At 56.4% G+C, this 14434-nt stretch carries 19 protein-coding genes; 7 read left to right on the top strand and 12 right to left on the bottom strand.

The features are described from left to right. Positions 1-33: 33 nt before the first annotated feature. From KB213_RS04800 to KB213_RS04755, 10 genes are all read right to left on the bottom strand, one after another. Entirely contained in the window at positions 34-1515 is a 1482-nt protein-coding gene (locus KB213_RS04800; protein WP_211680855.1) for a S10 family serine carboxypeptidase-like protein, read from the bottom strand. 99 nt (positions 1516-1614) lie between these two features. Then, positions 1615-3033 carry a class II fumarate hydratase gene (locus KB213_RS04795; protein WP_211680854.1) on the bottom strand — a complete coding sequence of 473 codons (1419 nt, stop codon included), beginning with the start codon at positions 3031-3033 and terminating at the stop codon, positions 1615-1617. Continuing rightward, a complete protein-coding gene (locus KB213_RS04790; protein WP_249110275.1) occupies positions 3030-3329 on the bottom strand; it encodes a hypothetical protein in 300 nt (99 codons plus the stop codon). The genes KB213_RS04795 and KB213_RS04790 overlap by 4 nt, the downstream gene beginning before the upstream one ends. An 18-nt stretch (positions 3330-3347) precedes the next feature. Then, positions 3348-4085 (bottom strand): c-type cytochrome biogenesis protein CcmI, encoded by a 738-nt coding sequence (gene ccmI, locus KB213_RS04785; protein ID WP_211680852.1) that lies wholly within the window; start codon positions 4083-4085, stop codon positions 3348-3350. After that, complete coding sequence (locus KB213_RS04780; protein WP_211680851.1) at positions 4082-4558, bottom strand: cytochrome c-type biogenesis protein; 477 nt, start codon at positions 4556-4558, stop codon at positions 4082-4084. Before KB213_RS04780 ends, ccmI begins: the two co-directional genes overlap by 4 nt. Beyond that, positions 4555-5133, bottom strand: coding sequence for a redoxin domain-containing protein (locus KB213_RS04775; RefSeq protein WP_211680850.1), 579 nt, complete (start codon positions 5131-5133; stop codon positions 4555-4557). The genes KB213_RS04780 and KB213_RS04775 overlap by 4 nt, the downstream gene beginning before the upstream one ends. Beyond that, positions 5130-7115, bottom strand: coding sequence for a heme lyase CcmF/NrfE family subunit (locus KB213_RS04770; protein WP_211680849.1), 1986 nt, complete (start codon positions 7113-7115; stop codon positions 5130-5132). The genes KB213_RS04775 and KB213_RS04770 overlap by 4 nt, the downstream gene beginning before the upstream one ends. A 6-nt stretch (positions 7116-7121) precedes the next feature. Beyond that, positions 7122-7649, bottom strand: a complete 528-nt coding sequence (gene ccmE, locus KB213_RS04765) for a cytochrome c maturation protein CcmE (protein WP_211680848.1) — start codon at positions 7647-7649, stop codon at positions 7122-7124. After that, positions 7646-7831 (bottom strand): hypothetical protein, encoded by a 186-nt coding sequence (locus KB213_RS04760; RefSeq protein ID WP_068172364.1) that lies wholly within the window; start codon positions 7829-7831, stop codon positions 7646-7648. Before KB213_RS04760 ends, ccmE begins: the two co-directional genes overlap by 4 nt. Beyond that, positions 7828-8637, bottom strand: coding sequence for a heme ABC transporter permease (locus KB213_RS04755; RefSeq protein ID WP_346266667.1), 810 nt, complete (start codon positions 8635-8637; stop codon positions 7828-7830). The genes KB213_RS04760 and KB213_RS04755 overlap by 4 nt, the downstream gene beginning before the upstream one ends. A gap of 161 nt (positions 8638-8798) precedes the next feature. Here KB213_RS04755 and KB213_RS04750 point away from each other — a divergent pair, with 161 nt between their 5' ends. Then, positions 8799-9218, top strand: a complete 420-nt coding sequence (locus tag KB213_RS04750) for an EVE domain-containing protein (protein WP_211680974.1) — start codon at positions 8799-8801, stop codon at positions 9216-9218. A 42-nt stretch (positions 9219-9260) separates the two neighbouring features. On the opposite strand, the gene KB213_RS04745 is transcribed toward KB213_RS04750, so the two are convergent. Then, on the bottom strand, positions 9261-9809 hold the full coding sequence (locus KB213_RS04745; RefSeq protein WP_211680846.1) for a hypothetical protein: 549 nt from the start codon (positions 9807-9809) through the stop codon (positions 9261-9263). 115 nt (positions 9810-9924) lie between these two features. Here KB213_RS04745 and KB213_RS04740 point away from each other — a divergent pair, with 115 nt between their 5' ends. Beyond that, complete coding sequence (locus KB213_RS04740; protein ID WP_211680845.1) at positions 9925-10761, top strand: EcsC family protein; 837 nt, start codon at positions 9925-9927, stop codon at positions 10759-10761. Positions 10762-10793: 32 nt separating this feature from the next. Here the strand turns inward: KB213_RS04740 and KB213_RS04735 are convergent, their stop codons facing one another. Next, positions 10794-10958, bottom strand: a complete 165-nt coding sequence (locus KB213_RS04735; protein WP_211680844.1) for a hypothetical protein — start codon at positions 10956-10958, stop codon at positions 10794-10796. Between the two features lie 107 nt (positions 10959-11065). Between KB213_RS04735 and aat the strand changes: the two genes are divergently transcribed. The 5 genes from aat to bcp all read left to right on the top strand — a co-directional run bounded on the left by aat (position 11066) and on the right by bcp (position 14348). Further along, the gene (aat, locus tag KB213_RS04730; protein ID WP_408903714.1) at positions 11066-11743 is read left to right on the top strand and encodes a leucyl/phenylalanyl-tRNA--protein transferase; all 678 of its coding nucleotides are present in this window, start codon (positions 11066-11068) and stop codon (positions 11741-11743) included. Further along, positions 11740-12585: a hypothetical protein gene (locus KB213_RS04725; protein WP_211680843.1), complete on the top strand. Its 846-nt coding sequence runs from the start codon at positions 11740-11742 to the stop codon at positions 12583-12585. The genes aat and KB213_RS04725 overlap by 4 nt, the downstream gene beginning before the upstream one ends. Continuing rightward, the gene (locus KB213_RS04720) at positions 12582-13181 is read left to right on the top strand and encodes a hypothetical protein (RefSeq protein ID WP_346266666.1); all 600 of its coding nucleotides are present in this window, start codon (positions 12582-12584) and stop codon (positions 13179-13181) included. Before KB213_RS04725 ends, KB213_RS04720 begins: the two co-directional genes overlap by 4 nt. A gap of 204 nt (positions 13182-13385) precedes the next feature. Further along, positions 13386-13814 carry a hypothetical protein gene (locus KB213_RS04715; protein WP_211680842.1) on the top strand — a complete coding sequence of 143 codons (429 nt, stop codon included), beginning with the start codon at positions 13386-13388 and terminating at the stop codon, positions 13812-13814. A gap of 57 nt (positions 13815-13871) precedes the next feature. After that, positions 13872-14348, top strand: coding sequence for a thioredoxin-dependent thiol peroxidase (gene bcp / locus KB213_RS04710; protein ID WP_211680841.1), 477 nt, complete (start codon positions 13872-13874; stop codon positions 14346-14348). Positions 14349-14434 lie beyond the last annotated feature (86 nt).

The following is a 14434-nucleotide window of genomic DNA, read 5'->3' as shown; positions in this document are numbered from 1 at the left end:
TGTTTAGATAGTGTGATTTGAAAAAGATATCTTTTAATGTGCGTCGGTATTCATCCAGCTTTGCACATCAGCCGCAAAAGCGTGGCGGCTTTCTGGGCGCAGATACAGCATATGCCCACCTTGATAGAGGTGAAGAGAGACACGGTCAGAGCCGACCGTCAGGTGATCTTTCATCCAATGGGCTGTGCCGAAGGGGCAAGCAAGATCATAATAACCATTGGCGACGAAGATGCGTAAGGATGGGTTGAGGGCGAGCAATCGGTTCAAAACTGGGATTTGGTGAATGGGGCTTGGGCCACCTGCGCTCCATTTCCAGCTCGCATTGACGGAGAGAGACAGCAAGTCATAGGTCAGTGGAGTGTGGAAGCCGAGTGCGCTGGCTGCATAGCCTGAGAAGGCATTGCCGTATGCTCGTCCAAAGCCAAACAGCGTAGGGTCTGGGCTTTCATCTAAGCCATCTGCCGCCGGGTCTGCGATGGTTTGGGTGTAGTCATACAAGCCATGCAAACGACCATCGATGGACATGACATCATGAGAGCCAATGGCAGGGATGCCGTGTTGGCGTGCAATGACGCTTTCTGGCAGGCCCGTACGGGTGGCGACATCGTGGTAAAAAGCGGTGTCATTATCCGTAATCTTGCCAGCGACTTTGGTGAGGTAGGTCGTCATAGCCCACTGGTAGGCAGTATCAGCCGTTTGAGGGGTGGTGCTGGGGCTTTGATGTGCGGAGATGAGTGTGGGCAGCATGAGGGCTGCGGAGAGGGGGTTATCTTCTGTATCTAGCAGCGGCATTTCGATGGCGGGGGAGAGCATGACGAGCCCATCGAGCAGTGTATTTTGCTCAAGTTGAAGTGCATTTGCCACTTGGATAGCGCGAATACCGCCATAGCTTTCGCCGACGAGATAGTGGGGAGATTCTTGGCGGTTGTTATTAGCAATCCAAAGCTGGATAACTTTTGCAAAAGCGCTGGCATCTTGCTTCACACCATAAAATTCACCAGAAGCTTTTGCTGGGTCGGTCGGGCGTGAGTAGCCGGTGCCGATGGCATCAATGAAGACCATGTCGGTTGTTGGCAGCCAGCTATCGGGGTTTTCACCGAGTGTTGCGTGTGCGCCATCTGTTGGGTCTTTGCTGGGCATGGTGAGGGCAACGGGGCCAGCCGCGCCGAGGTGCAGATAGGCGGTGCCACCACCTGGCCCACCGTTGAAGAAGAAAGAAACGGGGCGTTTGGCCGCAGTGGCACCGTCTTTCGTGTAGGCCACGTAAAAGACGCGGGCTGAAGGTGCGCCGTTTGCATCACGCAGGGTTAAGGTGCCCGCATGTGCGGTGTACGCGATAGAGCCGTAATGATGTTTGGTAGTGCTGTCCGCTGGGAGTAGCGCAGCAATACCCGTAAAATGATCGTCTGGCTGTGCGGAGGGGGCAGTTTTGGGTGCAGTATCAGCTGCAGAGAGTGTGCCGGCAGTGCTGAAGAGAGCACAGCTGAGGAGGGCCGCACGGAATGAGAAGCGCATCAGAGCAAAATCCTGAGGTGGTTATTCATAAAGTTATAATATTACGAATAACCACTCTCATTGCGAAAGCGCTATGGATTCAAGGTAAAGTTTTTGTAATCAACCCTTGGGGGTTATCCGGATATTCGGCGCCAGCATGTGTCTAGGGTCGGCCACGCGGTCATACTCTTCTCCGGTCATCACGCCGAGTGCTAGGGCAGATTCACGTGGGCTATTCCCGGTTTCAACGGCATGATGCGCGACCTTAGAAGCCGCATCATAGCCAATGGCTGGCGACAGTGCTGTCACGAGAACCAAAGAGCGGTCTAGGTCTTGTTTCAGGCGTGTTTCGTTGGCGCGGATGCCTTCAACCAAGAAGCGGCGGAAGTTTTCAGAACCATCATTGAGCAAGGTGATGCTTTGCATGACGTTGTGAATGATGAGCGGCTTATAGACATTCATATCCATCATGCCGCTCGCCCCGCCCATGCCAACGGCGACGTCATTGCTCATGACTTGCAGCGTGAGCATTGCTAAGGCTTCGGCTTGGGTCGGGTTGATTTTGCCGGGCATGATGGAAGAGCCGGGCTCGTTTTCTGGTAAGTGCAGTTCGCTTAAGCCAGCGCGTGGGCCGCAAGCGAGGAGGCGAATATCATTCGCAATCTTGAACAAGGCGCCTGCTGTTGTGCGGAGACAGCCAGAGAGATGCACGAGGGCGTCATGTGCACCTTGGAGAGCAAATTTGTTCTCGGCAGCGGTGAAATTGATGCCCGTTTGTTCGGCCAAGGCTGCGCAGGCGCGTTGGTCAAAGCCGGGGTCTGTGTTCACGCCGGTCCCGAGGGCTGTTCCACCGAGGGCGAGGGGAAGCAAGCCATCACGCGCGGCTGTGAGGCGTGCGATGTTGTCCGTGAGCATGCCTGCATAGCCGTGCCATTCTTGGCCCAATGTGATGGGAACGGCATCTTGCAGATGGGTGCGGCCTACTTTGACAAGGTCTTTCCACTCTTCAGCCTTAGCGGCGATCGCATCTCGCAGGCGTGTCAGAGCAGGGATGAGGCGATGTTCTACTCCAAGGACAGCGGCAACATGCATGGCGGTGGGGAAGTTACAATTGGTGGATTGCCCCATATTGACGTGGTCATTGGGGTGCAGAGGTGTTTTGCTGCCTAAAGGTGCACCTGCGATTTGGCTGGCGCGGTTGGCGATAACCTCATTGACGTTCATGTTGAACTGTGTGCCCGATCCGGTCATCCAGACGCGCAATGGGAACATGGCGTCGTGCTGGCCAGCAACGATTTCATCACAGACGACATGGATGAGCTTGGCGCTTTCCGCATCTAGTCGGCCGCTTTGTGCATTGGCCGTCGCGCAGGCTTGTTTGACCAAAGCATAAGCTTCGATCATTTCAGGCGGCATGAGATCTCGGCCGATGCTGAAATATTGCAATGAACGCTGTGTTTGTGCGCCCCAGAGAACGTTTTCTGGCACGTCTACTGGGCCCATGCCGTCCGTCTCGGTACGGTATCCAACTGTCGTCATCGTTTTATCTTCCCTTCACCTTTGAACCAGCGATCAACACCAAAGCGGACATGGGCATAAAAGAAACCAACGCCGATGCCTATGAGCGCGAAAAGAACGGTCCATAATGAAAAGGGGCGTACAAGCAAAGAGACACCGGGCAGTAATACACAACCGCCAACAATGCTGCTGATCACTTCAGTCTTACGCGGGCCAAAATGCCGCTCTGCACCGCAGGATGTGCAATAATCTGCGGTACTGCGCAGGGGAGCGCGGCACAGCGGGCAAGGTATGACAGCAGTGCTGTTAGGTCGCATCACGGGGCGGTTGTATCCTTACTGTTGTTCACCAAGGTCATGTTCACCTTCAGCGACCCGTGCTTCTGCTGCCATGCGCCAAGAGGCATCATGTGGGGCTGCGGCAAGGGCGCGTCGATAGAGGGTGAGTGTATCACGATTGATGTGACCGTCACGTTTTACCATGGCTTCAGCAAGGCTGAGGGCTAATTCTGGTGAAAATTGTGCCTGTAGTGCAGCTTGCCAATCGGCAATTGCGGCGCTGGTGAGGCCAGAGCGGAGTTCGACTTGCCCCAGGAGTGTGTGGCCCGGAACGTAAGACGGGCTTTCTGGCGGGAAGGTTGCGACAGAGGCTTGCAGTTTTTGGATCAGCGCCATTGTGTGCGGGTCTGGTGCAATTCCGCGGGAGGCAAGGGGTTGAGGCGGTAAGGCTGGGTGGCCATTGGAGATATAGAGGATGCCCGCGCAGGTCGGAATGCTGATTCCAAGGAGCAGGAACGGGAGAAGCCGCCGTTTTTGTATGGTTGAGGCGGTAGTGCTGTCTTCGGTGCTGCTATCCGCAGTAAGAAGGCGGCGCTGGATTTCAAGCTGTGCGGCTGAATAATCTGACCCGGTGACGAGGCCGAGGCGCTTGTCACGATCAAGCTCGGCCAACTGCCCACGATACAGCGCCAGTGCGGATTGGCGCGCCCCGATCCGGAGTTGTGCCCAACGCAGGCCGACCATAACAGGGAGCAAAGTGATGAGGGTGATGAGCAGAAAGCTGATCCAACTCATGATTTATTCTCCCGGGTAAGCATGGCGAGGCGTGCGCGTTCGTCTTCGGTTAAGTCATTGCTGGGTGTTGCGTTATTGCGATGGCGGAACTGCCACCATGCCAGCCCGATGCCGCTGAGAAGGGCAAGGCCCGGCATGATCCAAAGGAGGGCGGTGGTGATGGAGAATGGCGGGGAGAGGCGAATGAATGTGCCGTAGCGGTCTGTCATCCACATCATGATTTGTTGGTCTGTTTTGCCGGACTGGACCTGCTCACGCACAACACGGCGGAGGTCACGCGCTAAGGGGGCGCTGCTGTCTTCGATGCTCTCATTTTGGCACACAAGGCAGCGGAGCTGTGCGCCAATCGTTTCTGCGCGTTTTTCTTGTGTCGGATTTTGGAGCATCTCGCTTGGGCTATCAACCGCAAAGGCGGCCCCTGCGAGGCTGATGCTGAAGGTGAGCGCGCAAAGGAGGGAGAGATATTGTTTCATCGGTAAGGCGCCAGAAGAGGGCGGATTTCCGCGTCAAAAAGTTGGGGAGTGAGGCCGGAAGCATTGTGCCACAAAATGCGCCCCCCCGGCGCTATGAGGAAGCTTTCAGGCACGCCGGTGACGCCCCAATCAATCGCGGTGCGGCCGTTATGATCGGTGGCGACGCGGGCATAGGGGGAGCCATCGCGCTGGATGAAGGCGGCGGCGTCCTCGGGCTTATCTTTATACGCGATGCCCCAGATGGGAATCTCTTGAGCGATGATACGTAACCCCGGCATTTCGGCCACGCAGGGAATGCACCATGAGGCGAAGAAATTGAGCAAAACGGGTGTGTGCTGGCTTTGGAGCTCTGATGCGGTGAAGCCTGTTGTTGCGCTTGGGCCAGTTCCGGAGGCGGGTAAACCGGGGAGAGAGAAGTTAGGAATTGGGTGCCCAAGCTGGGGGGTGTTGACTGCGCGGGGGTCAAAGCCGCCATTTTGCATGCCGTGGAGCATCCGCCAAAACCCGAAGCCTAAGGCGCTGGCTCCCATAATGGGGAGAGCGGTGATGAGTTTGCGTCGTGATGGTGTGCTCATGATGCTTTCTCCGTAAGGGCTGAGGCACGGCGTGGTGCGCCGATGCGTAAGCGACGGTCAGACAGAGATAGGCCGCCACCAATAGCCATAATCAGTGCGCCGAGCCACATCCATGGGGCGAGAGTGTTGTTGTGCAAACGCAAAACATAGGTTGTGTTTGCACCTGCGCCTTGCTGGTCACCGATGACGCCGTAGAGATCGCGCAGGAAGTTCGTGTGAATGGACACTTCGGTGGTGGTTTGATGCTGGGATGTGAAGTCCCGCTTTTCAGGGTGTAAAACGGTGATGACATGCCCGTTATGGCTGACGGTGATGTCGGCTCGTAGGGCATTATAATTCGGGCCGCGTAGGTGGCGGATGTTTGTTAAGGTCCAGTCATCACCAGCGAGGTGGGTTGTATGCCCGATGGGAACTTCAACAATGGCGTGCTGTGCGCTGGACATGCCGCTCAGGCCGAGAACTGTGATGCCTGCGCCAATATGAGCCAGTGTTGCGCCCCAAGAAGACCGTGGAAGAGAGCGGGCGCGTGAGAGCACGGAGCGGAGAGTGTCACCGCGCAGACCGAGGCGGCGTATCATATCTGCGATGGATGCGGCGATGACCCAAACAGACAAAACGCCACAGGCAATGGGAAGAACGCCTGAGAAATGCCACCAGCAGAGCGCTAACCCGACGAGGGTGAGAGGAATGGCCGTGCGCAGATGATGAAAGCTGCGGGAGATGTGGGCGCGCTTCCACGGTAATGCGGTGCCGAGGCCCATGGCGAGCAAGAGCGGGAGGGTTAGCGGGATAGTGGCCGCATCAAAAAACGGTTTACCGACGGAGATGGTCCGCCCTGCAAGGAGCTGCATAAAGGGCGGGTACATCGTGCCTGTGACGACAACGGCACATATGGAGCAGAGCAGAATATTATTGAGCACCAAGGCACCCTCACGGGAGACAGGGGCAAACAAGCCGCCCGCCGTGAGGGAGGGCGCGCGCCATGCGAACAGGCTGAGTGAGCCACCAATAACAATGGCTAAAAGGGCGAGAATAAACACGCCGCGGGCGGGGTCATTGGCAAAGGCATGCACGGAATTCAGGATGCCGGACCGGACAAGGAACGTGCCGGAGAGTGAGAAAGAGAAGGTGGCGATGGCCAGCAGGACCGTCCAGATTTTTAGTCCTTCGCGCTTTTCCACCACAATGGCGGAGTGCACGAGGGCTGTTCCCGTGAGCCATGGGATCAGGGAAGCGTTTTCCACCGGGTCCCAGAACCAATATCCGCCCCAGCCGAGGACGTAATAAGACCACCATGAGCCGAGTGCGATGCCACAGGTGAGGAAGGCCCAAGCAGCAACGGCCCAAGGGCGCACCCAGCGCCCCCATGCCGCGTCCACACGGCCTTCAATAAGGGCGGCAACAGCAAAGGCGAAGGGCACGGCAAAGCCGACATAACCCGTGTAGAGAATAGGCGGATGAAAGGCGAGGCCGGGGTCTTGCAGCAAGGGGTTCATGCCTTGCCCGTCCATAGGCGCGGGGTATAGCCGCTCAAAGGGGTCTGAGGTCAGCAGGCAGAAAAGCTGAAAACCAGCAGAGACGCCGCCGAGAATGGCAAGGACACGGCCGCGTAAAATATCGGGGAGGTTGCGCCCAAAGAGAGACACAGCACCACCGCACAGGGCCAAAATTAAGGTCCAGAGGAGGACGGAGCCTTCGTGGTTTCCCCAAACGCCGGTGACTTTATACAAAAGGGGTTTGGCAATAGCCGAGTTTGCTGCGACGTTTTGGACGGAAAAATCATCGTTTACGGCGCATAAAATTAGGCTGAGAAAAGAGAGGCTGAGCGCGATGAGTTGGCCAACGGCTAAGGCTGGTGCCAGTGCGACCAAGCGTTGATGCTTGGCGCTACGAGCCGCCCAGAGCGGTATAACGCATTGAAAAACCGCTAAGACGCAGCCAAGGGCGAGGGCAAAATGCCCTTCTTCAGGTCCAAAAAACATGGGTCGTTAACCTCCCGTTTTTGTATTTTTGTGGGAGGAATCCTCGGAGGAGGTCATCGTGTTCCAACTTGCCGCATCTGGCGCTTTGCCAAAGCGTGGATCCCATTTCCCGGTGCGGCGCAGTTCTTCAGCCACTTCTTTTGGCATATAGGTTTCATCATGCTTGGCGAGGACTTCGCTGGCAGTGAAGGCTCCACCAGGCTCCACGGTGCCAAGGGCGACCACACTTTGCCCCTCACGGAAAAGGTCAGGCAGGATGCCTGCATAGCTCACGGTGATGGCGGCCTGGCCATCGGTAATCTGGAATTCATTGACGGGTGTATTGCGTACCACAATCCGGTGCAGTGATCCGGCTACGACCATACCACCAAGCCGGATGGTGCGGTCTGGGCTTGGTGGGTGCGCTCGAACCTGTGATGGTGCCATGAAAAACACGATATTGGAGGAGAAAGCGCGGAGCGTTAGGCCAGCAGCAAGCCCCAAGCAGGCAAGGCAACTGATGACCAGCCAGAGGCGGCGTGTTTTGCGTGTCACGATGCTTCCTCCTGTGTGGTAGTGCGTGTGGCGGCGGGGGAGCGTCGGTGGTCAAGCTGGGCCAGACGTGCGCGGGCACGGCGTAAGCGCAACGTGGCCGATACGCCAAGGAAAAGCGCGGTGCCTAAGACCAAGCCGTAAGATGCGACGATATAGTCCCAGTGGTGCGGCAGGGTTATCATAGGGGTGGGGCCTCTGGCAGTTCGGTGGCGTGCGCTGGTGCGGTATGAGGAGTGGAGATGGATGCTGTACGATTGCGCGAGCGGGTGAGAATTTGCCGGGTGCGGCTCTCGAAAATGCCAGAGCTAATGCGTGCGATAATGACCGCCCCAGTGCCGAAGCTAAAGCCGATCGTGGTGATGAGCAGAGGCCACAGCATGCTCATGGACATGGTGGGCGCACCGGTGAGGGTGATGCTGTCCGGCTGATGTAGGGTGTTCCACCATTGGACGCTGAATTTGATAATCGGCAGATCAATGGCGCCAGCAAGGGCGAGGATACCTGCCGCGCGTTGTCCACGGGCGGGGTCATCAAACGCACGAATGAGCGTGATATGCCCGAGATAGAGGAAGAACAGCACAAGCATGGAGGTCAGGCGTGCATCCCAAACCCACCATGCTCCCCACATGGGTTTGCCCCATAATGAGCCAGTGATGAGACAAAGTGCTGTTGCGCACGCGCCGACGGGACCGATCTCAAGGGCGGCAAGGTCGGCTAATGGGTGCCGCCAGACGAGGGATAGCAATCCGCAGACAGCAAGGCTGAGATAACAGGATGAGGCCAGCCACGCTGTCGGGACGTGAATATACATAATCCGGACAGTATCGCCCTGCTGCCAATCGGCTGGAGCGTAAATAAGCCCCCAGATCACGCCGACGGTCAAAAAGATGAGTGCGAGGGCTGTGAAGATCGGAAGGACAATACGGGCCAAGCGTAAGAATTGGCCGGGATTGGCATAGCGATGCAGTAAGCTGGGCGTTGTTCGCACTGTTTCTCTCATCTCCGTTGCGCTAGGGCTTGTTCCAGATAGTCGTTACCGGTTTTTGCGGGAAGAGGTGTGCTGTCTCTTTCTTCCTATGACTGTTATCACAAAATCCGTGATCGGCGGTGGCAGGTTATGTCAGAGGCTTCATGAAGGAGAACGATGCAGTGGCTTATTGGTTGATTAAGTCTGAGCCTGAAGCGTTTTCATGGGCACAACAAGTTGAGAATGATATTGAGCCATGGACGGGGGTGCGTAACTACCAAGCGCGTAATAATCTCTCTGCGATGCGCTGTGGTGACTTGGCGTTATTTTATCACTCTGTGAGTGAAAAGCAGATTGTTGGTGTCGTTGAGGTGGTGAAAGAAGCTTATGCGGACCCTACGACGGATGATGCGCGTTGGGTCTGTGTGGACGTGCAGGCCAAAGGCGCTTTCTCAGAGCCGGTGACGCTCGCGGCGATTAAAGCCGACCCTGCTTTGGTGGATATGGCGCTGCTGAAGCAGTCTCGTTTGTCCGTCGCGCCGGTGACGGATGATGAGTTTGCGTATTTGACCCGTTTGGGGGTTTGGCACGGCAACAAGTAAGGCATCACTGGAACGAGGCTAGTCTCGTTCCAGTGTGTTTAGTTAGTGAATGTCGGACGAATCACCATTTACGAGAAGGTCTGTAGAACCTTTGGTGGTCTGGCCGGTATAGCTGCTGGGTGTACGGTCGCTCTGATAAGGGGCGATAACAGGCGCATTAAACTTTACGGGTATGCCGAAGATGCTGAAATGAGACGGCAGAGTGTTGGGGCCATTTGTGCGCTGCTGTGCATTGCCGCCGGGGAGCCCTAATGGAGCGTGGGTGCGGGCTTGTGCGCTGAAATTGCTCAGCGTTGCCTCTGTGTCTTCAACGGCTGTGTAGCCATGCGGTGGGGGTGGGGCGCCGCCATCCGGCAGGGCTACTTGTTGGGCTGGTGTCAGAGGTTTCGCTGGGCTGTTATCCAGCATATGGGCGGTACTAGGCGGGATTTGTGGTAGGGTGCTCGTATCGCCAGCATGGTGAGTGTGTGCAGCGTGAGCAAGGCATGGTGCCAGTGGGGCAATGCTCAACAGAAGGGCGGCTGTGCGGAGCCTCGCTAGAGCAGCAGTCCGTACATTTGAGGGAACGTCCCTGTAAAAAGCGATGGTCATGCTGCCGTCCTTTGTTGCGGGATTATTGAGCTTGATTGCCAAGTTTCCCAATACTGTATGAAACCTGCTATCCACTAAACGGTTTCCCGTCCAATAAACAGGAGTTTTGACCGTCATGACTGTAACGAATGGCGCACAGCTTCCGTCTAGCGAATTCGTCTCGCGGGCGCTGGATGGTGAGGCATTAGCCCAATTACAAGCTGTATTGGCGCGGGTTGAGCAAGGGCGTGGGACTCTTGTGCGCTTGGCTGACTTGATGGGCGGTGCCGTGGGGCAGGTGACGCGTCTTGGTATGCGTGGCCTAGGGATGGCCCCTGCTGTTCAGCAGCGAATCGAACAAGCCGCTGAGAAAGCGTTGCGGCATGCTTTTGATGTCGCGATTGTTGGGATGGCTAAGGAGGGTGAAGTCACGTCCTCTGTATGGCGTGAGAATGCGAGCCAAGCCGTGGTTGCTGTCTCTGGTGCGCTGGGCGGCTTTGGCGGTGTGTTCGGGTTAGCTCCTGATATTGGCGTGACTACGCTCACGATCATGCGTGAGATTGCGCGGATTGCTCGTGAAGAAGGTGAAGACTTAACATCAGAAGACACGCGCCATGCGTGTTTGGAAGTGTTCGCGTTACGGAGCTTCCCATCACGCAATAGCGGTGAGGAGGGGGAGCTTGGCTTCTTCTCGGCACGTGCTTTGCTGCGGGGCCGTCCCATCGTCATGCTGATGTCTGAAGTCGCGGCGCATTATGGCATTGGGCTGTCACGCAAATTTGCGTTGCAAATGGTGCCTGTGGCGGGGGCTTTATGTGGCGCGTCTTTGAATGCGGCGTTCTTGTCACATTATCGTGCATTGGCACGGGCGCATTTTACTATTCGCCGTCTTGAGCGAACGCATGGCCGTGCTGTGCACGAAGCTGCGGTTGATCTGCACGCGGCAGGCCCCGATTCTTCAGAGGCGTTTTAGGGCACTCTGCTTTCAGCCGAATATTCTATGGTTTAGGATTTTCGGCTGAGTGTTCTGATCTCAAAGAACGCGGAGATGAAGAAACCTGCTAACATGAATTTTCCGAGCAGGAACATAAGGGGTGCGGCGTCCGGTTGGAGGACGCTCATAATGGCGGTGATCAGTGCGCCGGATAGATACACAAAGGCGAGCGACATCGCACAAGCTCCATAGTTGTGATGTGGGGAGGGTGGAAACCACGCATGATGCGTATCATATGCCGTGTTCATGGTGCTAGCGCACGATTTCAGGAGTATGGCGACGCATGATTGAAACGCTGTTGGAGCGTTTGACGCCGGATATGCTGCTGCAAGCTTATGCTGCGGGTGTGTTTCCCATGGCTCCAGACCGGGAAAGTCTTGAGTTGTCGTGGTACAGCCCGGAGGAGCGTGGCGTTATCCCGTTGGATGGGATGACGATACCGCGGCGATTGATGCGAACCGTTCGTTCCGGGGCTTTTACCGTAACGGCAGACCGTGATTTTCAAGCGGTGATCAGGGCCTGTGCGGAGCCTGCACCCGGCCGTGAAGAAACATGGATTAGCGAACGTTTGCAGCATCTTTATGAAGCGCTCTTCGCTTTGGGGCATGCCCATTCAGTTGAAGTATGGGACGGTGAGGCGCTGGTTGGTGGTTTGTACGGTGTGTCTCTCGGCGGTGTGTTTTGTGGTGAGAGTATGTTCTCACGTGTGCGTGATGTTTCGAAGATTGCGTTGGTGCATTTGGTTGCCGGGTTAAGGCATGGCGGATTTTGCTTGTTGGATACGCAGTATACAACGCCGCATTTGATGCGTTTGGGTGGGGTTGGTATTTCTGGGCAGCGTTATCGTGCGCTGTTGGAAAAAGCCTTGCCGGTTGAGGCTGTTTGGCCTGAGAATTTTTCATTGGCTGCGCTGCGGTCAGAGATCGAGAGACTTCATTCTTCGGAAGGGATACGTTCATGAAAGCAGCTCTAGACCGATTGAAACGAACGGCACCGCAGGCATTGCGTCGTGGTGTGTGTGCGGCTGTTATTGGGGGGTTAGGCGCGGGGCAAGCCCTTGCTGCGACGGATGGAGATCATCCGCGCTTGGCACCGATGCGTGATGTGACGGTGGTATACCGCCTCTCGCCACAGACGGTAGGCGCGGTGGGGGCCGGTAAGGATGTGAAAGTTGCCTTTTCAGGCTCGGGCGACTTGGTGCGTATTGATTCTGCTGATGGACAAGGTGTGACGATTTTGGATCGTCCGCATAATGTCGTGACGTTGATTATGCTGGAGCAGCGTCTTTATACGCAACTGCACGCGAAGCAGGGGCTGCATAATCCGTTTTTGCTTGATCTTTCGATGACCTATACGCGCACGGGCCACGATGTGATTGCAGGGGTGCCGTGTGTGAGCTGGGACGTATCGAACACGCATGGCAAGGCGCAAGCATGCGTGACGGATGATGGCGTTATCCTTTCAGAAAATGGTGTGGATGCGGATGGTGCGGAAGGGTCTATTCGTGCTGTCTCTGTAACGTATAAGGACCTTCCAAGCGCGACCTTTGCGCCGCCGGACGGTTTCCATCGTTTGTCTGCTAAGCCCCATGCACCGGGCACGTCATCCGCGGTGGCACCGCCGCCTTCTGCGCCTTTGGTGGATGGTAATGGCACAGTGGTGCCGAATGTAGAGGGTGGGGAGCCGCCGGTGTCGAATGATTCTGTCACGGATGGGACGGTTTCTCAGCCGGATCAGCCACCAAGTCTTTCGGGGAGTGCGCCTGAGGGTGGGCCTTCGCCGAGTGTGGGGGGCGGGCAGTGACATTGTCGGTGAAGTCTTGGTTGGTTTGTGGTGTTTTGTGGTGTGGTCTGGTTGGGCAGGTCGTAGCGCAAGATGCAGGGACAGAAGGGCAAAGTGTTAGCCCGCTTTCTGCACCGTATGTGACGCCCAGTGTTGATGCGGATATTGATTATGTCATGAACGGCCCTAATGGGGCCAAGCTGCACCAGCGGATGCGTTGGAGTGCGGCTTTGTGGCGTCAGCGTGTTGAGTTGGAAGGTTCGGCCACGGTGATGCTGACCGATTATCGGAATCATCGCTTGATGGTGTTGAACACGGCAGATCATAGCGCGACGGTTGTACCGGCTCCCGGCAGTTCGTTTACGCCGCCGGGCGTGTCTGCGCCGGGTGTATGGCACCAGATTGGGCCAGCAACGATTGCGGGCCAAGCGTGTACCGTGTGGGAAAGTGGCGATAACGTGAAGCAGCCGACGGATTTCTGTTACACGACAGATGGTTTGTTGTTGGGCGCGACGCAGGGGGGGCGCTTAGTCGTTCAGGCGCACAGCGTGGAGCGTAAAGCGCAGGATACGGCCCTTTTTGATCCGCCGTTAGGGTATCATCGACAAGATAAATAATGCTGCGTGCAGGGTGCTTGGTGCGGTATGGAAGGGTGTTACAATTTCTTCCGTTCTTGCCATGATCTGTGTCTTTTTCCGCCATGATCGGAGTGCAGTCTCCTCAAAATTAGGAGGGGCATCAGCAGAGTGATGTCCGGTCGGGCCAAGCGGCGCCAGTATTGCTGGCGGTGGTTTGTGCTCAGGATAACAAGGAGAATGGCCATGCGTCGTTTTGCACGTGCTGCAGTGGCTGCTGTTTCTGTTTTGGCTCTGTCGGGTGTTGTCGCTCCGGGAATGGTTGTGACACAGGCTCATGCACATGGTGGCTGGGGTGGTGGTCCTTCTGGCTGGGGTGGGCGTGGCCCCGGTTGGGGCGGTGGTCCGCCAATGGGTGGTGGAGGCTGGCACCATCATAACAACACGGGTGCGGTGATTGGCGGCATTCTGGGTGGGCTGGCGGTTGGTGCTGTGGGTGGGGCGATACTGAGCCATCAGGGGCCGCCTCCCGTGATGTATGGCCCGCCGGCTCCTCCGGTCGTTTATGCGCCGCCGCCGATGGTTTATGGTCCTCCGCCGCCGCCTGTTGTGTACGCACCGCCCCCAACAGTTGTATATGGTGCGCCGCCGGTCGTGATGTATCGGGGTTATTGATGATTTTTGGGGCGCCTTTTCCTTGCTTGGGAAGGGGCGCTCAGGCAATGGTAGTGTATGACTGATACTGTGCTGAAACCGGGTGATCTTGCACCTTCTGTCTCTTTGTCTTTAGCTGATGGACGTGTGTTGAAAAACGCTGACCTCGCTGGGCAGCCTTATCTTTTGTATTTTTACCCGAAAGCCGACACGCCGGGCTGTACGACGCAGGCTTGTGCGATCCGCGACAGTAAAGACAGCCTAGCGTCTTTGGGTGTTACCATTATTGGGGTCAGCCCAGATCCAATCGCGAAAATTCAGAAATTCGATACGAAATATACGCTTGGTTTTCCGTTGGCTTCTGATGAAGACCACGCTGTGGCTGAGGCCTATGGCACATGGGTGGAGAAATCCATGTATGGGCGTAAGTATATGGGGATGGAGCGTAGCTCTTTCTTGGTGGATAGCGCAGGGGTGATCCGCTTTATCTGGCGCAAAGTGAAGCCAGCGGACCATGTGCGCTTGGTGACCGAGGCTTTGGCGCAGCTTTCGTAAGCGCTTATCGTGTTTGAGTGTCTGGCGTTTTGGTTTGAAGGGTTCTCGCTAGGCTGTTTCTGACGTTGAACCTAGGGAACCGGGGT

The organism is Neokomagataea anthophila (genome assembly GCF_018122595.1).
GTDB classification, from domain to species: Bacteria; Pseudomonadota; Alphaproteobacteria; order Acetobacterales; family Acetobacteraceae; genus Gluconobacter; species Gluconobacter anthophilus.
The sequence above is the reverse complement of the archived record's forward strand: the minus strand, read 5'-3'. Positions and strand labels throughout refer to the sequence as shown.